The sequence below is a fragment of the Neobacillus sp. Soil_C_43 genome, assembly GCF_057656715.1.
Map to the genome: position 1 here is coordinate 102,167 of NZ_JBDGJV010000004.1, position 19,782 is coordinate 121,948.

The window sequence follows — 19,782 nt, forward strand, 5'->3', positions numbered from 1 at the left end:
CATCCCTTCTTTGTAAAAAGTGCAAATAGTTTTCTATCCATATCTTACTACCGATTGCCAAGAATAAGAAATATTTATTTCTGATTTTGGAATTTTTAAACTATAATGAAAGAATAATTGTTTCATAGGGGGATTTATGGAAAAGTCTGTTGAAGTATTGTTTACTGAAGAAGTTTTAAATCAATTTTTAACTAGGTTTGAATTAGAATTAAGAGTAAAGAAATTGGGAGACTTTGAGAATTATGTATTTGAAGTGTATCGCAATGACCAACCATTTGTCTTGAGGATTACCCATAGTTCACACCGCTCTTTAGGTGAAATAGAAGCAGAGCTAGATTGGATGAACTACTTGAACGAACATGGTGTTCATTGTCCAAAAGTATTTCCTTCCAAAAAGGGACAATTAATAGAATCCTTGGAGGCAGCGGATGGGTCCTGTTTTTATGCTTGTCTATACACCAAGGCTGAGGGATTTCCTGTTAAAATCAATTCTGATCAATACAATAACGAATTAGTTTATGCCTGGGGTAGAGTAACGGGACATATGCATGCAGTGACAAAGCATTATCAACCGAAAAAAGGATTGAAATTGCGCCCTTTTTGGCATGAAGAAGAACTCATTGATGTAAAAACGTATTTTCCAGACGAACCGGAAATTATTAAGAATACTAATGTCCTAATGAAAGAGCTATGGGAACTTCCTCAAACGAAAGATAACTTCGGTTTAATCCATACAGACATCCATTCCGGTAATTTCTTTTATGATGGCAAGAATGTCCATGTGTTTGATTTTGATGATTGCAGCTACCATTGGTTTACATCAGATATTGCCATCCCGCTTTATTATTCCATTTTTAATGGGCTACGTAATTCGAATAAACAGGAAAAAACTGAATTTGCTCATCGATTTCTAACTCACTTTACTGAAGGATATAAGGAATGTAATCCCTTACCGGAAAGATGGGAGGAACATTTACCTCTCTTTCTTCAATTAAGAGATATTACTCTGTATTCAGTTTTCCAAAAGAAGATCGCACCCGAAGACAGGGATGAGCGGTTAAATAAACTTATTAATGAGATACAATATAGGATTATCAATAAAGAAACAATTGTATAAACGATGTAGACGAAACCAAGTTGTGTCTCGTTTTTCATTTACATGCAAATTGACATAAGTAAAAAACTTTTTTATAATAATTTTGAAATCAAGATAATTTTTAAAACAAATCTAAAGGATGAGTTTTTATGGAGAATGATTCAGTAGCAAAATCATTAAAGTTATTTATTGTCCTTTCACGAGCATATAAAGCGATTAATGAACATGTAAATAAAGTGATTCAAGCAAGCGGTTTAAACCCTACTGAGTTTGCTGTTTTAGAGCTTCTTTATCATAAGGGAGACCAGCCCATGCAGCAAATTGGAGGGAAAATTTTGCTAGCTAGCGGGAGTATTACTTATGTAGTGGATAAGCTGGAGCAAAAAGGAATGTTAAAAAGAATTGCTTGTCCAAAGGATCGAAGGGTCACTTATGCTCAAATTACGGAAGAAGGAAGAGCATTTATTCAAGACATTTTCCCAGAGCATGCAAATCAAATTGATCAGCTCATGTCTAGTCTAACTGATTCGGAAAAGTCGGAAGCGATTGATCTATTAAAAAAATTAGGTATACCTGCAGGTAAATTTTAATACGGCCAAAAGGTCGTATTTTTTTTGTAAAAGGAATATGATGGTAGAGTGTCGAAGAAATATATGCAGAAAACAAGATAAGGGGGATGTTTAATGAGCTTTGAAAACTATACATACGTACGCCCAAATTTAGAAGAAGTAACTGTTACATTCGATGCGTTACTGGAGCGTTTTAAAAGTGCAGCTTCAGTTGAGGAACAGAGTGAGGCTATGCATGAAATTAATGCACTTAGAAATGACATTGGAACCATGTTCAACTTATGTTACATTCGTCATTCCATTGATACAAACGATGAGTTTTACAAGCAAGAACAAGACTATATGGATGAAATTCAGCCTGAGGTTGAAGGTCTAGCTACAAAGTATTATCAAGCATTGGTAGAATCAACATTTCGCCGTGAATTAGAGGAAAAGTGGGGCAAGCAGCTTTTTGCTCTTGCAGAAGGTCAGCTTAAGACATTTAAGCCAGAAATTGTCCCATTACTTCAAAAGGAAAATCGCTTATCAACAGAATATACAAAGCTAATTGCATCAGCAAAGATTGATTTTGAAGGTGAAGAGAGGACTTTAACACAATTACAACCATTTACTGAGTCGACAGATAGAGATATGAGGAAACGGGCAAATGAGGCAAGGTTTGGGTTCTTAGCAGAACATCAGGCAGAGCTTGATCGAATTTTCGATGATCTTGTAAAAGTAAGAACCGAGATTGCTCAGAAGCTTGGATACAATAACTTTGTAGAGTTAGCTTATTATCGAATGATGAGAACAGACTACAATGCAGAAATGGTAGCGAATTTCCGTCAGCAGGTGAAGGATTTTATTGTTCCAATAGCTACAAAACTAAAAGCTCGTCAACAAGAGAGAATTGGTCTTGACCAATTGAAATATTACGATGAGGGATTTATTTTTAAAACAGGAAACGCGGTTCCAAAAGGCAGTCCTGAATGGATCATTGAAAACGGACAGAAAATGTACGAAGAACTTTCAGAGGAAACGGGATCATTCTTCCGTTTCATGCAAGACAATAACCTTATGGATCTAGTAGCCAAAAAAGGAAAAGCTGCTGGCGGTTACTGTACATTTATTGAAAATAATAAAGCACCATTTATTTTTTCTAATTTTAATGGCACATCAGGTGATATTGATGTCTTAACGCATGAAGCTGGGCATGCTTTCCAAGTTTATTCTAGTCGTCACTTTGAGATTCCAGAATACTATTGGCCTACCTATGAAGCATGTGAAATTCATTCCATGAGTATGGAATTCTTTACATGGCCATGGATGGAGCTGTTCTTCAAGGAAGATACGGATAAATATAAGTTCTCCCATTTAAGTGAAGCCCTATTATTCCTCCCATATGGTGTATCTGTTGATGAATTCCAGCATTGGATATATGAAAATCCAACCGCAACACCAAAGGAACGTAATCTTCAGTGGCGTGAGATTGAGAAAAAATACTTACCACATAAGGATTACGATGGGAATGAATACTTAGAAAACGGCTGTTTCTGGCAGCGTCAAAGCCATATATACAATTCTCCATTTTATTATATAGATTACACGCTTGCACAAATTTGTGCCTTCCAATTTTGGAAACGTTCAAGAGAAAATCAAGAAGAGGCTTGGAATGATTATGTGAATCTATGTAAGCTTGGTGGAAGTATGTCATTTACCAAGTTAGTGGAAGCAGCAAACCTCATTTCTCCATTTGAAAACGGCTGTGTAGAATCAGTAGTTGGTGAGATTGAGAATTGGCTCAATTCTATTGAGGATAAAAAACTATAAGAAATAAATGAAAGAGGTTGACTCAGTCAACCTCTTTCATCCTTTTATTGAACTAGAACCATGTCAGAAACGACTTTTAATTGGCCATTTTCTAAAATGGCTTGTAACTTATTAGCATCTGGCTGTTCAAGGATAAAGTCAGCAATGGTATCTTCAAGTTGTTCCTGAATGACCCTGCGGAGTGGGCGTGCACCGAAAGCAGGATGGTAACCAAGCTCAGCTAACTTTTCTTTAGCTTCTGACGTAATGTGTAACTCAATATTTTGTTCAGATAATGTTTCTTGTAATTCCTTTATCATTAAATCAACGATATATAAGATATTTTCACTGTCTAATGCGTTAAATTCAATGATATTATCAAAGCGATTTAGGAATTCCGGTTTAAAGAAGCTACCCAAAGAGTCAAGAATGTTGGCTTCTTCAACTGCCTCATTTGTACTAAAACCAACGTGGATTGATTTATGACCGACACCCGCATTACTTGTCATGATGATGACTGTGTCCTTAAAGCTTACAATTCTTCCTTGGCTATCTGTAAGACGACCATCCTCAAGAATCTGTAAGAACATATGTTGAACATCAGGATGTGCCTTTTCAATCTCATCTAACAAAATAATATTATAAGGATTTCTACGTACTTTTTCGGTAAGCTGTCCTGCCTCATCATGACCAACATAACCAGGAGGTGAACCAATTAATTTTGATACACTGTGTTTTTCCATATACTCACTCATATCCAGACGAATCATGGCATCTTTCGTACCAAATAGTTCTTCAGCCAGTATTTTAGATAGTTCCGTTTTTCCTACACCAGTAGGACCGACGAAAAGAAAAGATCCAATCGGACGATTCTTGGATTTTAAGCCAGCACGGCTGCGTCTAATCGCTTTTGCTACTTTTTTTACGGCCTTTTCCTGCCCAATGACTTTATGATTTAAATTTGCTTCTAAATCCTTCATCTTACACTGTTCTTCTTGTTGCAGTTTTCCAACTGGAATCCCTGTTTTTTGTTCAATAATTTCTTGAATATGTGAAACCTGAACAACCGGTCTTTCAGAGCTTGTATCTGTATTTAATGATTTCTCAAGCTGTGACTCTTCATCACGGAGTTTAGCTGCAGCTTCATATAGTTCCTTTTTAAGGGCTTCTTCCTTGGCAGCTGCAATCTCTTTTAAGCGGGCCTCAATTTGTTCAGTACTTTTATAATCAGAGTTTAAATTTAATTTTGAACCAGCTTCATCAAGTAAATCGATGGCCTTATCTGGTAGGAAGCGATCTTGGATATAGCGCTGTGACAATTGGACACATGCATGGATGGCTTCATCAGAAAATACCACTTCATGATAATCCTCGTACTTCTTTTGAATTCCTTTTAGAATTTCCACAGCAGCCTCTGCTGTTGGTTCAAGAACATGAACCGGCTGGAAGCGGCGTTCTAGGGCTGAATCCTTTTCAATCTGGCGATATTCTTTGAGGGTTGTTGCACCCACTACTTGTAATTCCCCACGTGCTAATGCAGGTTTCAAAATATTTCCTGCATCCATTGATCCTTCTGCAGAACCTGCACCGACAAGCAAATGAATTTCATCGATAAAAAGAATAATATTTTTGCGTTCTTGTAATTCAGTGATCAATTTTTTCATTCGTTCTTCAAACTGACCACGAATTCCAGTATTGGAAACAAGGGAGGCAACATCTAAAAGATAGACCTCTTTATTCTTCAGTTTTCCTGGAACAGCTCCTTCTGCAATCTGAAGGGCAAGACCTTCAGCAATAGCTGTCTTACCTACACCAGGTTCACCGATTAATACGGGGTTGTTTTTGTTTCTTCTGTTGAGAATTTCAATGACACGTTTCACTTCATCTTCTCGACCGATAACTGGGTCTATAAGACCTGCTTTCGCCATGTTACTTAGATTACGGCCGAATTGATCGATAAATCCACCATGTGAAGCTTTTTGTTGAGCTGTAAATGGTTCATTGATTTGAGAATCCTGTGGTACGTGGTTACTCATAAACAGATTTTCAAAAGGAAAGCTAGGGAACGAGTTCATATGTGAACCAAAACTAGAACCTAAGGTTTGCTTTTCCTTCAAATAGCATTCCTGACAGAGTTTTATTTCCTTACGTTGGCCATTGATATTCATATTTAACTGTACATTTGCATGGTTTATATTACATTTTTGACAAAGCATAAGTAAATAACCTCCTAAAAATATATATAGTTGTTTAACATCATCGTTTGACTTTGACTATCTTTGATTTTATGAGCATAGTATACTCTGACCTTTTTTGACTTTCAAGTGATTTGTTTATAGAAATGGTTACCAATTACAGAAAAAAGCTCGTCTTTGTTTGTCCCTTAACTCATATATTGATGATAAGGGGGAGATGATGTGAGGAAAAATTGGCCAGCAGCCTTTCAAATTGCGGCAGTCTATGTTGGAACAGTGATTGGAGCAGGGTTCGCCACTGGAAAGGAAATCGTTGAGTTTTTTTCACGGTTTGGATTCTTTGGCTTTATTAGTATATTAATGAGCGGGTATCTCTTTATTGCATTAGGGTCTAAGTTAATGAGAATAGCTGCACAAATAAACGCAAAATCATATCAAGAGTTAAATGAGTACTTGTTTGGCAAATGGCCGGGTAGGGTTATTAACATATTTATGCTTTTTATGCTTCTAGGGGTAAGCGCAGTAATGCTTGCAGGTGCAGGGGCTGTTTTTGAAGAGCAGCTAGGTCTTGCTAAAAACCTGGGTGTGTTTCTGACGATCACATTATCCATTATTGTTATGTTAATTGGAACTAAGGGGCTTTTTGCAGTGAATAGTTTTGTGGTTCCACTGATGATTTGTTTTAGTCTCATATTGATGTCTTATTCCATTCAAATGCCTAATTTTTTAAATCAATTATTATATATACCCCATGCAGAAGATGGGTGGAAAAGTGTCGTGGCACCGTTTTCGTATACAGCCTTGAATCTTGGCTTAGCTCAGGCAGTTCTAGTACCGATTGCATCAGAAATAAAAGATGATTGGACAATTAAATGGGGGGGGATTCTTGGGGGAATGGCCTTAACTCTTATCTTAATTGCTAGTCATTCAACATTGATTATGCTTCCAAATCTTGAACTATATGAAATTCCAATGGCCATTATTATGAAAAATTTAGCACCCTTTCTCCATGGCGTTTTTGTCCTTGTCATTTACGGCGAGATCTTCACTTCTGTCATTGGGAATGTTTTCGGCCTTGATCGACAGCTGAAACAATATATGGCCATCCCAACAATGGTATCTGTTTCGTCTATTTTTGTCGTTTCCTATCTTATCAGCCTTGTGAATTATGGAACTCTGTTATCATATTTATATCCTTTATTCGGGTATATTTGTATGACCTTTTTTGTTTTACTTTGGATGAAACCTTTTAAACCAGCTGAAAAAAATTAAAGAGGCTGACTTCAGAGTCAGCCTCTACTTTCTGCAATTAACTATTTAAGCGGTAAAATAATAAAAATCATGATGTCAAAGACAAGATGTGAAACAATGATAAGCGGCATGCTTTTTTTCCAGTAATAGAGGAATCCCCAGGTAAGACCTGATAGAAAAGCAGCTAAAACTAACAAAAAAGAACCAGAATAGATGTGTACAGAAGCATAAAGTAATGCAGCTATTACAATACTTACCAATGGACGAAAATATTTCATTAAATTTTTCTGAATAAATCCACGCCAGAAAAGCTCTTCTCCAGGTGCAGCAACTAATATTAAAGCAATGTACTGCCAAAATAACGAAGGTGCATACAACTTGTACAATTTATTTAGGCTATTTTCAAATGGAAGGTGAAGCAACTCCATTGCTTGAATGCCCAGCCAAAAAACCAAGTAGAGTACAAATCCACTTACTACACCAAAAAAGAAATAGTTGATAAACTGGACTTCATCGTCTACATCACCTTGGAGGGTGGCATAGGCAATTAATACCAGTAAAGAGCCAGAAAATATATACCAAAATATAGCTTTATCATGAAATGAAAAGTTGATGAGGATATGGGCAACAAGTAACCCGACAATAAGCCGTATGTCTAGGTTGTGTTTTTTCATTTGTGGCATCTCCTTTAAGAGTGAATAAAGGTTATTGTAGCAAAAATGATTTTCAAAGGAAATGTTTACATGAATGAATTCACAAAAATGACTGATAAGAAAAGAAAAATAAGAAAAAAATAACCTAGAAAGGAGTGATAGGGATGAGTAAGTCAAAAAGTGAGCAAGAGAGGGAATGGACAGTTAGAAAACAGGATCAAAACCCTCATGGGAAAGTAAAGTCATTAAAAGACCTTGCGACTGAAGCAGGGAAGGGAAAAGAATAAGGGATTAATGAAAATGCTATATTAAAGACTTATGTTGATTTGACACACCTGTTGATTGGAGCGGAAGGCGCGAAGACTCCTCCGGGGAGTACGGGGCAGGGGAGACCCCGCAGGAGTGAGCGACGAGGAGGCTCCCCGGCACGCCCGCGAACCGCTCGTGCCTGGAGTGGAAATCAACAGACAAATTAAACAGAGCAATAAAAAAAGAAAAGGCAGGATAAACTGCCTTTTCTTACGATTTTTTTCCATTAATAAGCGCTTTCTTTTACTACCTTATAGTTTTTATGGTTTACAACCGTACGTTGATCTAATTCTAAATCACGATAATTATCCATATATGTTAGGTCGACTATTACAGAATTTTCATTTACCTTTTCAACAATCCCTTGCAAACCACCACGGAATTCTATGATATTCCCAACTTCTGCTTTTTTCATTTAGTCTCTCTCCTTTACTACAAAACTATAATAAAACCAGTTAAATAACAGTTTGCACTACTTTTCGGCATTCGTAAAGCCTTTTATTTGACAATTTTGTTAATTATCACTGAATATTTCAGGTATATGTGAAGAAAATAGTAAAAAGAATAGAAAACGCTACCATAAGTAGAATAGAAGAAAGCGATATTTGACTTTAAGAAATGAATATACGATAAAATAATTATAGAAAAGGTGGTGCTAAGAAATGAACGAAGAGTATGTAACCGACATTCTAAATAGACTTATGACAGGTGAACTATCAGAGTATTACGTGAAGAACGAGGATTTTATGGAATTTCGCGAGGTTCTTGTAAAAAGAAAAGATTTTAAACATTTCCGTGGAATTGGTCAGCGAGGGGGAGATGTACTATACCAGTACCTTAAAGAACCAAGAAGTTAATAGTAGACAAAACCGCTTTATAGAGCGGTTTTTTGTTTATATTTGGAAATATTTAAAAATTTGATAAAATATATAAGACTATAAAATTAATACACGTCTAAGGGGATGAGAGAGTGGTTCTTATAGAAAAAATCACAGAATTAAAAAGAGAAATCGGTAAAGTGATTGTCGGAAAGGATACAGAAGTAGAATTAATGGCAATTTCTTTATTATTTAATGGACATATATTGCTTGAAAGTGTTCCCGGAACAGGGAAAACCATGCTCGCGAAAAGCTTTTCAACTGCAATTGGAGGGAAATTTTCGCGCATTCAATTTACACCAGATGTCCTTCCAAGTGATGTTACGGGGATCCAGTTTTTTAATCCAAAGCTGCAGGAATTTGAATTACGTCCAGGACCAATTATGGCCAACATCGTTTTAGCTGATGAAATTAACAGGGCCACACCGAGAACACAGTCCAGTTTATTAGAAGTAATGGAAGAAAGACAGGTAACAATTGATGGAGAAACGGTTAGATTAATGGAACCCTTCATGGTAATTGCCACACAGAATCCTGTTGAATCACAGCAAGGGACCTTTTCACTGCCTGTTGCTCAGATGGATCGATTTTTTATTAAAATTAATGTAGATTATCCGTTGTATGAGGAAGAAAAGAGAATCATGCAAATTCATCGCGGGGATAAAAAAATGAACACGATTGGCCAAGTCTTTTCTGCGCAAGAAATAGAACAATTAAAGCAATCCATCAACAACATTTACATTTCAGACGAGATGGAGGATTACCTGCTGACTGTTGTAAGGAGAACGCGGGAGCATAACAGTATTGAATTAGGTGTGAGCCCAAGAGGAACGTTGGCCTTAATGAGAGCATCGCAAGGAAAAGCATTTTTGAATGGCCGTACATATGTTACCCCAGATGATGTAAAAACAGTAGCTCCGTTTGTTCTAGGACATAGAATCTTTTTATCAATTGAGAGTTCCTTAACTAAAACTCCTGAATCAATTATTGAAGAAATCATACGCTCAGTACCTGTACCAGTAGAAGTGGGGGCAAATGAATGACTTGGAGTAAAGATTCGGTAGAAGACCGAAAGATTCCGGGTATTAGTACTTTTGCCATAATACTTATCTTTGTCAGCTTATATATGGAGTCAAAATTAGTCCTATTCTTAGCTATATTTTTTCTAGTCATTGTGGTCGCTAATAATTATTATCTAAAAAAAGCAGGTGATAAGCTTTATTTAGATAATATTTATGAAAAAAACCATTTTTTTGTCGAGGATAATGGACAATGGTCATTCATTTTTAGGAATGAGGGGTTCCCCATCTTAAAGGGTGACCTAAGAGTTTACTTTGATCATTTTGTGGTTCCAGAGGGTGAAAAAATGGAATCAAATTCTTCCATGTATGATATTTCAATCCCGTTTTCTATTTTTAGCAAACAAACAAAACAGGTAGTCATTCCTTTCGAAGCTAGTAGAAGGGGAATTGCCAGAATTCGTAAGCTTGAATTTCATGTGCCAAGTCTTTTAGGATTCGGTGAAATCATTTTGGAATCGAAATCGTTTTTAAAGCAACAAGCTGTGGTCTATCCCCAACCTATTCCAGTAAAAGGGCTAATAGAGAAATTGTCTGTTCTACAAGGTGTAAACGCGGTTCCTTATTCTGTTTATGAAGATCGCCTTGGTCCTTTAGGAACAAGGGATTATATATTTTCGGATAGCTTTAATCGTATCCATTGGAAAGCGAGTGCAAAAAAACAAACGCTGCAAACAAAAGTTTTTGAAAAAATTTCCGAAAAGGGCTGGACGATTGCATTAAATGTTTCGAACGGTCATTCCATGACAGCTCAAATCGAGAAATTGATTAGTGGAATGACTGAAATTGCTTATTATGCATATAACAAACAGATTCCTTATTCCTTATGTATTAATGTACGGACAGCAGGGAGTACTCCTTTTTTATTTCTTCCAAAAGGAGAAGGAAAAGAACAGCTCCAAAAGGCATTGGAAACTCTGGCCTCCATTAGTACTCAAAATACAAGTATTCCATATGAATATATGCTTTCTTTTTATAATAGACATCTAACGTCACAACCCTTTTTTATCCACACAGGTATCAGGACAGAAGAAACTAATCGGATGCTCTTAAAGGTCGGACAAAGAGGAGCTAAGATGCTTGAGCTTACTATTGAACAGGAGCATGGTGTTCTAAGTGAATTAGACATTCAAAAGGATAGAAGGGTACGCCTATGATGAAACGTGTCGCTTCCATAACCTATCGATTTGTCTTGGAGTGTATTGTAGGGATTCTTTTCCTTTCTTTATTTTATATATATAAAAAAGAAATCCCGCCTATTTCCTTTTTGTTGCTTACTTGTATGGGGGGGATGATTTTTTTAGCAAGTCTTCTTGTAAAAATACATGAAAAGGGAAAATGGGTTTATATTGTAACGATTTTTCCATTGCTGTTATATATATATCACCAAGCTGAGCATTCTCTATTTTTTGGATTAATTATTGGTTTATTTATATTTTGGCGGGGAATATCATTGTATGATAATGGGTCGCTACAATCTGAGGCGGTAATATTACTGTTATCTTTTATGGTAGGTTTGATTGCAATCATCTATTCCGCGCTGAGTCACTATCCATTTCAAGACGCATTGATTTATCTACTAATATCTCAAATAATACTAGCCCTATTGGGCAGTTTTTATGGCAAATGGTATTCTATTCAAACAGACAAAACTAAATTTGCTTTTTATTTTATGAAAATCCTTGCTGGATTCTTTATTATTGGAATAGGACTAACATTTTTACTGAAATATGTTCAACTCGCTTTTTTCAGCATCTTACATGTGATTGTCATGCTTTTCAGTAATCTAATTGCTAATCCACTCTTAAGTGGCCTTGAATTCATTATGGGTCTTTTTGGGCAGGAGGAATATGTGCCAAAACCCTTCGAAAGTGATATGGAGAATGAAGCGGGTAAATATCAAGAGCGGTCATTCTCAATGGATTTCTTACTCCTAATTCTTATTGTGGTAGTTGTAGGGATTATTGGCTACTTAATCTATAAGAAAAGACTAAAGCAACAGGCAATAGAAAGTAACTCCACGCCAAGGGTAGAGGTTTTCGATGCTTTCTTTAGCACAAACTCGATGGTGGGATTACGGAAAAGAGGTAAACCACCGGAGGAGTATATAAGAAGGGAAATATATAATCTAGAGAAATACGCCCATAAATTAAAATTAGGTCGTATTTCGTCTGAATCGCTTGAAGAATGGTGGAATAGAATTGGATTAGTGGGAGGAGATGAAATAATAGGCCTATATGAAAAAGTACGTTATGGTCATGTACAGTCCTCTACTCAAGAACAGTCGTATATAAAGGCAGAAATTCATCAGTTAAAGCAGCGATTAATAGAAATTCATAAAAAGGGAAAGCACTAAATCTTCGGGAGAGCATGAGGAGGGGTTTGATTGGAACAATATATTTTATCCCTGGACCAAGGGACTACAAGTTCGAGAGCCATTCTTTTTAATAAAAAAGGTGAAATCATCCACACAGCCCAAAAGGAATTTACTCAGTATTTTCCACAACCAGGATGGGTAGAACATAGTCCTAACGAGATTTGGGGTTCCATTCTCTCAGTTATTGCAGGTGTACTATCTGAATCAGGAATTAAAGCCAATCAAATAGCCGGTATTGGGATCACTAACCAACGTGAAACCACTGTGGTGTGGGATAAAGAAACAGGTGAGCCGATTTACAATGCGATTGTTTGGCAGTCAAGGCAGACAAGCGGGATTTGTGATGAACTAAGAGAAAAAGGCTACAATCAATTATTTCGTGAAAAAACGGGCTTGCTTATTGATGCTTATTTTTCAGGTACAAAGGTAAAGTGGATTCTAGACAATGTTAAGGATGCTCGTGAAAAAGCGAATGATGGAAAATTACTATTTGGAACCATTGATACATGGTTAATTTGGAAGCTTTCGGGTGGACGAGCGCATGTAACGGATTATTCTAATGCTTCCCGTACGTTAATGTTTAATATTTTTGAACTAAAATGGGATGAAGAACTATTAGCTATTTTAGGTGTACCAAAAATCATGCTGCCAGAGGTCCGACCATCGTCTGAAGTATATGCGAATACAGTCGATTATCATTTTTTTGGGAAAGAAATCCCCATTGCTGGCGTTGCTGGGGATCAACAAGCAGCTCTCTTTGGGCAGGCGTGTTTTGAAAAAGGAATGGCTAAGAATACCTACGGTACAGGTTGCTTTATGTTAATGAATACCGGGGAGAAAGCCGTTCAATCAGAACATGGATTACTAACAACTATTGCTTGGGGATTAAATGGGAAAGTTCACTATGCCCTTGAAGGCAGTATCTTTGTTGCTGGGTCAGCCATTCAATGGCTGCGGGATGGGCTAAGAATATTGAAGAACGAAAAGGATAGCGAGGAGTATGCAGAAAAGGTAGATTCAACGGCAGGTGTCTATGTTGTTCCAGCATTTGTTGGCTTGGGTACTCCATACTGGGATAGTGATGTCCGGGGTGCAGTTTTTGGATTAACACGAGGAACTTCGAAAGAGCATTTTGTCCGGGCCACATTAGAATCCTTAGCCTATCAGACAAAAGACGTTTTATCAGCGATGGAAGCTGATTCACTTATTGAATTAAAAACGCTTCGTGTGGATGGAGGAGCAGTTAAAAATAACTTTTTAATGTCCTTCCAAAGTGACATCTTAAATGTTCCTGTTGAGCGGCCAATCATCAATGAAACTACCGCACTTGGAGCAGCCTATTTGGCAGGGCTCGCAGTTGGTTATTGGGATAATCAAGAGGATATTTCCAAGCAGTGGGCTATTGAACACCAATTTAATCCCAAGATGACAGATGAAAATCGGAAGACTTTATATGAAGGCTGGAAAAAGGCTGTTAACGCTGCTATGGTCTTTAAATAAATGGAATCCTTAAAAAGTTGTCCTAAAAGACAACTTTTTGTGTTGTTATCATTAAAGTGTTTTGGTGGTTTTTGAGAGTTATTGACAGTTTTGTGAACAATAATGTTTTTTGAGTTTTTCAGTTGTTTACTATGAATTATAATGATATTCTAGCACTTGTATACAAATAAACATCATGACGAGGTTAAAATCAATACATGAATGGCTAGTTTTTTGGAAAAATTAAGCTGAAAAGGGTTGATTTTAATTCTTTAGTCTTTATTGATTTAGTTGACTAAATAAGAAGAAATGTTTATTTTTATTAAGTCAGAATAAATACATTTACTTATTAAAGGAGTTTGATTAATCATGGCAGAAAAGCAATTTAAGGTAATCGCAGAAACAGGAATTCACGCAAGACCAGCAACTTTATTAGTTCAAACAGCTAGCAGATTCGATTCTGAAATTACATTAGAATATAAAGGCAAAAAAGTTAACTTAAAATCTATTATGGGTGTTATGTCTCTAGGTGTAGGCCAAGGAGCTGACATTGTGATCACTGCTGAAGGCAACGATGCAGACGAGGCATTAAACAGCTTAGCAGAAACTTTGAAAAAAGAAGGTTTGGCAGAATAATGACGTTCTTAAATGGAATTGCTGCATCAAATGGTATTGCCATTGCGAAGGCATACCGTTTGGTTGAGCCAGATTTATCTTTCGAAAAAGTAACAGTTGAAGATTCTGCTGCTGAAATAGATCGTTTCCGTCAAGCTATGGCGCAATCAAAAAGTGAATTAGAAGCTATTCGCGATCGTGCCAAGATTGACCTAGGTGCAGATAAAGCAGCCATTTTCGAAGCACATCTTCTTGTATTAAGTGATCCAGAGTTAAATGCACCTATTGAAGATAAAATAAAGTCTGAAAATGTGAATGCTGAGACTGCTCTAAAGGAAACAGCAGACATGTTCATTATGATGTTTGAACAAATGGATAATGAATATATGAAAGAACGTGCTGCAGATATTCGTGATGTAACGAAACGTGTTCTTTCACATTTATTAGGTGTTCATATTGTCAATCCAAGCATGATTGCTGAGGAAGTAATCATTGTTGCTGAGGACTTAACTCCTTCAGATACAGCACAATTAAACAGACAGTTTGTGAAAGGTTTTACAACTAATATTGGCGGACGTACCTCTCATTCAGCTATTATGGCTCGTTCGATGGAAATTCCTGCAGTTGTCGGTACAAAGACGGCAACAGAGGAAATTAACAATGGTGACTTAGTTGTTGTAGACGGCTTAAAGGGTGAAGTTCACATTAACCCAACACCAGAACTTGTTGAACAATACCGTAAAACACATGAAGAATATGAGGTACAAAAGGCAGAATGGGCGAAGTTAGTAAATGAACCTACTGTGTCTGCTGATGACCATCATGTGGAATTGGCTGCCAACATCGGAACTCCTAAAGATTTAAAGGGAGTTAGAGAAAATGGTGGTGAAGGGGTAGGCCTTTACAGAACAGAATTCCTTTACATGGGTAGAGACCAACTTCCTACAGAAGAAGAGCAATTCGAAGCTTATAAGGCAGTATTAGAAGGTATGAGTGGAAAACCTGTTGTAGTAAGGACGCTTGATATCGGGGGAGATAAAGAACTTCCATATCTTGAGCTGCCTAAAGAATTAAACCCATTCTTAGGTTTCCGTGCAATCCGATTATGTCTTGAAGAGCAGGATATTTTCCGTACTCAGCTTCGTGCACTATTACGCGCTAGCAGCTATGGTAACTTAAAAATTATGTTCCCTATGATTGCAACCTTGGATGAATTTAGAGAGGCTAAAGCGATTCTTGAAGAGGAAAAGCAAAAGCTTATTTCAGAAAATCAGAAAGTTGCTGAAAATATTGAATTGGGTATTATGGTAGAAATCCCTTCTACTGCTGTTTTAGCTGATCAATTTGCTAAAGAAGTAGACTTTTTCAGTATTGGAACCAATGATTTGATTCAATACACAATGGCCGCAGACCGTATGAACCAACGTGTGTCGTATCTCTATCAGCCATACAGCCCATCTATTTTAAGATTGGTAAAAATGGTAATCGATGCTGCGCATGCGGAAGGTAAATGGGCTGGTATGTGCGGAGAAATGGCTGGGGACGAAACAGCTATTCCTGTTCTTTTAGGATTAGGACTTGATGAATTCTCTATGAGTGCAACATCCATACTAAAGGCTCGTTCCTTAATTCGGAACTTAAAAAAGTCTGACATGGAGAAGCTAGTTCAAGAAGTTCTCAACATGCAAACAACTGACCAAGTAATTGCAGCAGTAAATGCTGCTATAAAGTAATTGAAGAATCTTTGAAGAGGCTGACTTTTAGTCAGTCTCTTTTTTATATAATTTTATAAAATTATGTCTTTTGTGTGACAAATGGAGTATAATGATGGTTAGAAAGGCCTGTATTACTGTTAATTTTATCTAATTTTATAGGTAATATAAAATAGTGAGATAAGCGGTAAATGGGTACAAATATACATAAGATAACTGTAAGAGTCTGTGGAGGTGAAAAGGAAAATGGAACAAAAGCCTGTACATTATGATGGAAGTTTTCAACTTGGCCAAGCAACAAACGAGGCAGTAGTAACTGAACCATTCCAGATGACTGATGAAATGAGAATAAACATTGGTCGTAATCCTTACTCACTTGATACAAATGAATAGTGTTCTTTGATAGGGTTTGTCACATGACAAATCCTTTTTTTATTTTGTACAAGCAGATTGTTTGAAAGGTAGTCTCTTCTCTTATATAATTACTTTGAATTAAAAATATCTTAAATTAAAATAAATATCATTGTTTATTTTATAAGATTTTGATTCAAACTATATTTGATCCTACACAACAAGAAAGGTGATTAGAATGGCACAAGTATTATACATTACTGCACATCCTCATGATGAATCACAATCATATAGTATGGCAGTTGGTAAAGCATTTATAGATAGCTATAAAGAAAAAAATCCGAATGATGAAGTGGTTCACGTAGATTTATACAGTGAAAATATTCCTCATATCGATGCAGATGTTTTCAGTGGATGGGGAAAGCTCCGTTCTGGACAAGCATTGGACGAACTATCATCTGAAGAGAAAGCAAAAGTCAGCCGTCTAAATGAATTAAGTGACCAATTTATCGCTGCTGATAAATATGTATTTGTCACACCATTATGGAACTTCTCCTTCCCACCTGTAATGAAAGCATATTTAGATTCTGTTGCTGTAGCAGGTAAAACGTTTAAATATACAGAACAAGGGCCGGTAGGACTGTTACCAGGCAAAAAAGCTTTACACATCCAAGCGCGCGGTGGAATCTACTCTGAAGGACCAGCGGCACAGATGGAAATGGGTCACCGTTATATAAGTGTCATGATGAGCTTCTTTGGTATCAACGAACTTGAAGGTCTTTTCGTCGAAGGTCATAATGCGATGCCGGATAAAGCACAAGAAATTAAAGAAAATGCTATAGCGCGTGCAAAGGATCTTGGACATACATTCTAAATATATGTTGACAAAAACAAGGCGGATAAAATATTCCGCCTTGTTTTTGTGAGTTTTCTACCACTACCTTTCTTTGGTAATCTTGTATACTGAAGATAGAATAATAAGGAGGCATGTATAAAATATGGAACTAAATTTATCTGGTAAATCAGCTTTGGTTGTAGCGTCCAGTCAAGGACTAGGATTTGCGATTGCAGAAAGGCTTGTAAAAGAAGGTGTCAACGTCATGATTTCAGGCCGCGAAGAAGAAAAATTAAAACAAAAAGCTATTGAACTTCAGTCAATCGGTACAGGACGAGTAGCGTTTCAAAAAGCGGATATTACAAACATAAATGATATTAACCAGTTAGTTGCTGTCACTAATGAGACGTTCGGAGGTCTACACTTACTTGTAAATAATGCAGGTGGTCCACGAGCAGGAGCGTTCGAAGACTTAACGGACGAAGATTGGCAAACTTCATTTGAACTGAATTTGTTATCCTATGTACGTGTCATTCGTGCTGCATTGCCTTTTTTAAAGCAACAAGGGGGGAAAATACTAAATATAGCTTCCTCATCAATAAAAGAACCGATTCCTGGTCTCATCCTTTCCAATACATTCCGAACAGGAATAGTAGGTTTATCAAAAACATTGGCAACAGAATTAGCGCCTTATAATATTTTAATAAACACTATTGCTCCTGGCAGAATTGCGACTGATCGTGTTAAACATTTAGATCAAGTGAATGCTGACAAGCTGGGTGTAGAGAGGGAAACGGTTGAACTTCAGGTAAAAGCAGGAATTCCATTGCAGAGATACGGAACACCTGAGGAGTTTGCCAATGTTGCTGCCTTTCTTCTATCTGATGCAAATTCCTATATGACTGGAAGTTCTTTTCTAGTAGATGGAGGAATGGTAAAGGCTATTTAGGCATGTGATTTTTTTCCTTTATTAACCTTTCTTTACGTTTATTACCGTTCAATTATGGCTATGGTAAAAATAAAGGGGAGTGTTATAAATGCGAAGAAAAATTCATCGAATGTTTACCTTACTAATTGGAGTTTTTTGTATTTCTTTTTTAAGTGGCTGTGGGCTTTTATTCTCAAATGAGGTAATTGTGAATCGGTATGCAGATGCATTATTAACGAAAAACAATGAGCTGCAATTTCGCTTTCGAATAAACAATGAGATTTTAGAAGGTCATCAGATGTATAAAGTAAAGGTTACAATCCATGATGATCAGTTAGCTGAGGCTATCGGGAAAAGAGAAATTATTTATGGTGAGGAACAAGTCCTTAACGGAGAGTATTTAGAGGTAAGGGAAAAAGACGAGAAGTATATCTTTATGGATCCACTTCCATTAAAGAAGGATTTACATATTTATGAACTTAAAAATATGATTGAAAGAGATCAAGCAGTCTCTATAGAAGTATTTAATGATAAGGAAGTATTTGGACGAACCTATTTAACAAACTTTTCTTCTGAATTATAATAGTTTATTTTTTAATGAGTAAGGACATCATTAATATGTGCGTAAATTTGGAGATGGAGCACGGAGACCGGACGACTGGACGTTCGGTCTTTATTTATGCAAATATTTATTAAAAATATAATGAAAGTGCTAAAATAGAGAAAAATCTCATTGAGAGGAAGATTAATTTGCATAATCCAGATAACACCGTAATTGGCTTTATTGGAACTGGCGTAATGGGAAAGAGTATGGCCGGTCATTTATTAGACGCTGGTTATCCTTTAGTGATTTATTCTAGAACAAAGGAAAAGTCAAATGAGTTAGTAGAGAAAGGGGCAGAGTGGGTCGAAACCCCAAAAGAAGTGGCAATAAAGGCAAATGTGATTTTCACCATTGTCGGTTATCCAGTGGATGTCGAGGAAGTGTATTTTGGTGAAAATGGATTAATTCCTCATGGAAGGGAAGGAAGTTACCTCATTGATATGACGACATCTGCGCCTTCTCTAGCTGTGAAAATATACGAAGAAGCCAAATGTAGAGGGATTCAAAGCATAGACGCTCCTGTTTCTGGAGGAGATGTAGGTGCAAGGGAAGCGAAGCTATCCATTATGGTGGGTGGTGAAAAGGAAGCATTTGAAGCAGTATCTCCTCTTCTGCAGCATCTGGGTACAAATATTGTTTATCAAGGAAAACCAGGTGCAGGCCAGCATACAAAAATGTGCAATCAAATTGCCATTGCATCAAATATGATTGGTGTCTGTGAGGCAGTAATCTATGCCGAAAACGCAGGGCTTGACCCTGAAATCGTATTAAAAAGCATTACAACAGGAGCGGCTGGGAGCTGGTCATTAAGCAATCTTGCACCGAGGATGCTGAAAGGGAATTTTGAACCTGGTTTTTACATAAAACATTTTATTAAGGATATGAAAATTGCTTTAGATGAAGCTGAGCGAATGGATATGCCTGTGCCTGGACTTGCATTGGCAAAGTCGCTTTATGAACAATTAGCTGAAAATGGAGAGGAAGACAGCGGTACTCAAGCACTTTATAAATATTGGAAGAACTAATACACGGTGGCCACAATCTCCCAAGCATAAATTCTTCT

20 protein-coding genes are annotated in these 19,782 nt (G+C 36.8%); 17 read left to right on the forward strand and 3 right to left on the reverse strand.

Annotation, left to right across the window (positions count from 1 at the left end):
• Positions 1-136: 136 nt before the first annotated feature.
• From AC3A54_RS08030 to AC3A54_RS08040, 3 genes are all read left to right on the forward strand, one after another.
• Entirely contained in the window at positions 137-1,117 is a 981-nt protein-coding gene (locus AC3A54_RS08030) for a phosphotransferase enzyme family protein (RefSeq protein WP_487654085.1), read from the forward strand.
• Positions 1,118-1,245: 128 nt separating this feature from the next.
• Positions 1,246-1,686 (forward strand): MarR family winged helix-turn-helix transcriptional regulator, encoded by a 441-nt coding sequence (locus AC3A54_RS08035; protein ID WP_335545847.1) that lies wholly within the window; start codon positions 1,246-1,248, stop codon positions 1,684-1,686.
• Positions 1,687-1,779: 93 nt separating this feature from the next.
• On the forward strand, positions 1,780-3,474 hold the full coding sequence (locus tag AC3A54_RS08040; RefSeq protein ID WP_335545812.1) for a M3 family oligoendopeptidase: 1,695 nt from the start codon (positions 1,780-1,782) through the stop codon (positions 3,472-3,474).
• 44 nt (positions 3,475-3,518) lie between these two features.
• Here AC3A54_RS08040 and AC3A54_RS08045 read toward each other — a convergent pair whose 3' ends face one another.
• Positions 3,519-5,669, reverse strand: coding sequence for an ATP-dependent Clp protease ATP-binding subunit (locus AC3A54_RS08045; protein WP_487654086.1), 2,151 nt, complete (start codon positions 5,667-5,669; stop codon positions 3,519-3,521).
• A gap of 201 nt (positions 5,670-5,870) precedes the next feature.
• Between AC3A54_RS08045 and AC3A54_RS08050 the strand changes: the two genes are divergently transcribed.
• Positions 5,871-6,920: a YkvI family membrane protein gene (locus AC3A54_RS08050; RefSeq protein WP_487654087.1), complete on the forward strand. Its 1,050-nt coding sequence runs from the start codon at positions 5,871-5,873 to the stop codon at positions 6,918-6,920.
• Positions 6,921-6,961: 41 nt separating this feature from the next.
• Here the strand turns inward: AC3A54_RS08050 and AC3A54_RS08055 are convergent, their stop codons facing one another.
• Entirely contained in the window at positions 6,962-7,573 is a 612-nt protein-coding gene (locus AC3A54_RS08055; protein WP_487654088.1) for a CPBP family intramembrane glutamic endopeptidase, read from the reverse strand.
• A 143-nt stretch (positions 7,574-7,716) separates the two neighbouring features.
• On the opposite strand from AC3A54_RS08055, the gene AC3A54_RS08060 reads away from it, so the two are divergent.
• Positions 7,717-7,839, forward strand: a complete 123-nt coding sequence (locus tag AC3A54_RS08060; RefSeq protein WP_335545819.1) for a DUF6254 family protein — start codon at positions 7,717-7,719, stop codon at positions 7,837-7,839.
• A gap of 248 nt (positions 7,840-8,087) precedes the next feature.
• Here AC3A54_RS08060 and AC3A54_RS08065 read toward each other — a convergent pair whose 3' ends face one another.
• Positions 8,088-8,276: a YkvS family protein gene (locus AC3A54_RS08065; RefSeq protein ID WP_149869412.1), complete on the reverse strand. Its 189-nt coding sequence runs from the start codon at positions 8,274-8,276 to the stop codon at positions 8,088-8,090.
• Positions 8,277-8,523: 247 nt separating this feature from the next.
• Here AC3A54_RS08065 and AC3A54_RS08070 point away from each other — a divergent pair, with 247 nt between their 5' ends.
• The 12 genes from AC3A54_RS08070 (at position 8,524) to AC3A54_RS08125 (ending at position 19,744) form a co-directional block, all read left to right on the forward strand.
• Positions 8,524-8,718, forward strand: coding sequence for a hypothetical protein (locus AC3A54_RS08070; RefSeq protein ID WP_309865438.1), 195 nt, complete (start codon positions 8,524-8,526; stop codon positions 8,716-8,718).
• 113 nt (positions 8,719-8,831) lie between these two features.
• Positions 8,832-9,782 carry an AAA family ATPase gene (locus AC3A54_RS08075; RefSeq protein WP_487654089.1) on the forward strand — a complete coding sequence of 317 codons (951 nt, stop codon included), beginning with the start codon at positions 8,832-8,834 and terminating at the stop codon, positions 9,780-9,782.
• Positions 9,779-10,975 (forward strand): DUF58 domain-containing protein, encoded by a 1,197-nt coding sequence (locus tag AC3A54_RS08080; RefSeq protein ID WP_487654090.1) that lies wholly within the window; start codon positions 9,779-9,781, stop codon positions 10,973-10,975. The genes AC3A54_RS08075 and AC3A54_RS08080 overlap by 4 nt, the downstream gene beginning before the upstream one ends.
• A complete protein-coding gene (locus AC3A54_RS08085) occupies positions 10,972-12,174 on the forward strand; it encodes a hypothetical protein (protein ID WP_487654091.1) in 1,203 nt (400 codons plus the stop codon). The genes AC3A54_RS08080 and AC3A54_RS08085 overlap by 4 nt, the downstream gene beginning before the upstream one ends.
• 30 nt (positions 12,175-12,204) lie before the next feature.
• Positions 12,205-13,695: a glycerol kinase GlpK gene (gene glpK / locus AC3A54_RS08090; RefSeq protein ID WP_487654092.1), complete on the forward strand. Its 1,491-nt coding sequence runs from the start codon at positions 12,205-12,207 to the stop codon at positions 13,693-13,695.
• Between the two features lie 348 nt (positions 13,696-14,043).
• Entirely contained in the window at positions 14,044-14,310 is a 267-nt protein-coding gene (locus AC3A54_RS08095; protein ID WP_309865430.1) for a phosphocarrier protein HPr, read from the forward strand.
• Positions 14,310-16,022 (forward strand): phosphoenolpyruvate--protein phosphotransferase, encoded by a 1,713-nt coding sequence (ptsP, locus tag AC3A54_RS08100; protein WP_487654093.1) that lies wholly within the window; start codon positions 14,310-14,312, stop codon positions 16,020-16,022. The genes AC3A54_RS08095 and ptsP overlap by 1 nt, the downstream gene beginning before the upstream one ends.
• 225 nt (positions 16,023-16,247) lie before the next feature.
• Entirely contained in the window at positions 16,248-16,394 is a 147-nt protein-coding gene (locus tag AC3A54_RS08105; protein ID WP_487654094.1) for a hypothetical protein, read from the forward strand.
• A 196-nt stretch (positions 16,395-16,590) separates the two neighbouring features.
• The gene (locus AC3A54_RS08110) at positions 16,591-17,226 is read left to right on the forward strand and encodes an FMN-dependent NADH-azoreductase (RefSeq protein ID WP_487654095.1); all 636 of its coding nucleotides are present in this window, start codon (positions 16,591-16,593) and stop codon (positions 17,224-17,226) included.
• A gap of 124 nt (positions 17,227-17,350) precedes the next feature.
• A complete protein-coding gene (locus AC3A54_RS08115; protein WP_487654096.1) occupies positions 17,351-18,136 on the forward strand; it encodes an SDR family oxidoreductase in 786 nt (261 codons plus the stop codon).
• Positions 18,137-18,224: 88 nt separating this feature from the next.
• Entirely contained in the window at positions 18,225-18,698 is a 474-nt protein-coding gene (locus AC3A54_RS08120) for a hypothetical protein (protein WP_487654097.1), read from the forward strand.
• A 167-nt stretch (positions 18,699-18,865) separates the two neighbouring features.
• Entirely contained in the window at positions 18,866-19,744 is an 879-nt protein-coding gene (locus AC3A54_RS08125) for an NAD(P)-dependent oxidoreductase (RefSeq protein ID WP_487654098.1), read from the forward strand.
• Positions 19,745-19,782: the final 38 nt, after the last annotated feature.

Bases quoted from the DNA above. Each gene is read 5' to 3' on its own strand.
- AC3A54_RS08030 (WP_487654085.1), top strand. From the start codon at position 137: ATGGAAAAGTCTGTTGAAGTATTGTTTACTGAAGAAGTTTTAAATCAA.
- AC3A54_RS08035 (WP_335545847.1), top strand. From the start codon at position 1,246: ATGGAGAATGATTCAGTAGCAAAATCATTAAAGTTATTTATTGTCCTT.
- AC3A54_RS08040 (WP_335545812.1), top strand. From the start codon at position 1,780: ATGAGCTTTGAAAACTATACATACGTACGCCCAAATTTAGAAGAAGTA.
- AC3A54_RS08045 (WP_487654086.1), bottom strand. From the start codon at position 5,669: ATGCTTTGTCAAAAATGTAATATAAACCATGCAAATGTACAGTTAAAT.
- AC3A54_RS08055 (WP_487654088.1), bottom strand. From the start codon at position 7,573: ATGAAAAAACACAACCTAGACATACGGCTTATTGTCGGGTTACTTGTT.
- AC3A54_RS08060 (WP_335545819.1), top strand. From the start codon at position 7,717: ATGAGTAAGTCAAAAAGTGAGCAAGAGAGGGAATGGACAGTTAGAAAA.
- AC3A54_RS08065 (WP_149869412.1), bottom strand. From the start codon at position 8,276: ATGAAAAAAGCAGAAGTTGGGAATATCATAGAATTCCGTGGTGGTTTG.
- AC3A54_RS08070 (WP_309865438.1), top strand. From the start codon at position 8,524: ATGAACGAAGAGTATGTAACCGACATTCTAAATAGACTTATGACAGGT.
- AC3A54_RS08080 (WP_487654090.1), top strand. From the start codon at position 9,779: ATGACTTGGAGTAAAGATTCGGTAGAAGACCGAAAGATTCCGGGTATT.
- AC3A54_RS08085 (WP_487654091.1), top strand. From the start codon at position 10,972: ATGATGAAACGTGTCGCTTCCATAACCTATCGATTTGTCTTGGAGTGT.
- AC3A54_RS08095 (WP_309865430.1), top strand. From the start codon at position 14,044: ATGGCAGAAAAGCAATTTAAGGTAATCGCAGAAACAGGAATTCACGCA.
- ptsP (WP_487654093.1), top strand. From the start codon at position 14,310: ATGACGTTCTTAAATGGAATTGCTGCATCAAATGGTATTGCCATTGCG.
- AC3A54_RS08105 (WP_487654094.1), top strand. From the start codon at position 16,248: ATGGAACAAAAGCCTGTACATTATGATGGAAGTTTTCAACTTGGCCAA.
- AC3A54_RS08110 (WP_487654095.1), top strand. From the start codon at position 16,591: ATGGCACAAGTATTATACATTACTGCACATCCTCATGATGAATCACAA.
- AC3A54_RS08115 (WP_487654096.1), top strand. From the start codon at position 17,351: ATGGAACTAAATTTATCTGGTAAATCAGCTTTGGTTGTAGCGTCCAGT.
- AC3A54_RS08120 (WP_487654097.1), top strand. From the start codon at position 18,225: ATGCGAAGAAAAATTCATCGAATGTTTACCTTACTAATTGGAGTTTTT.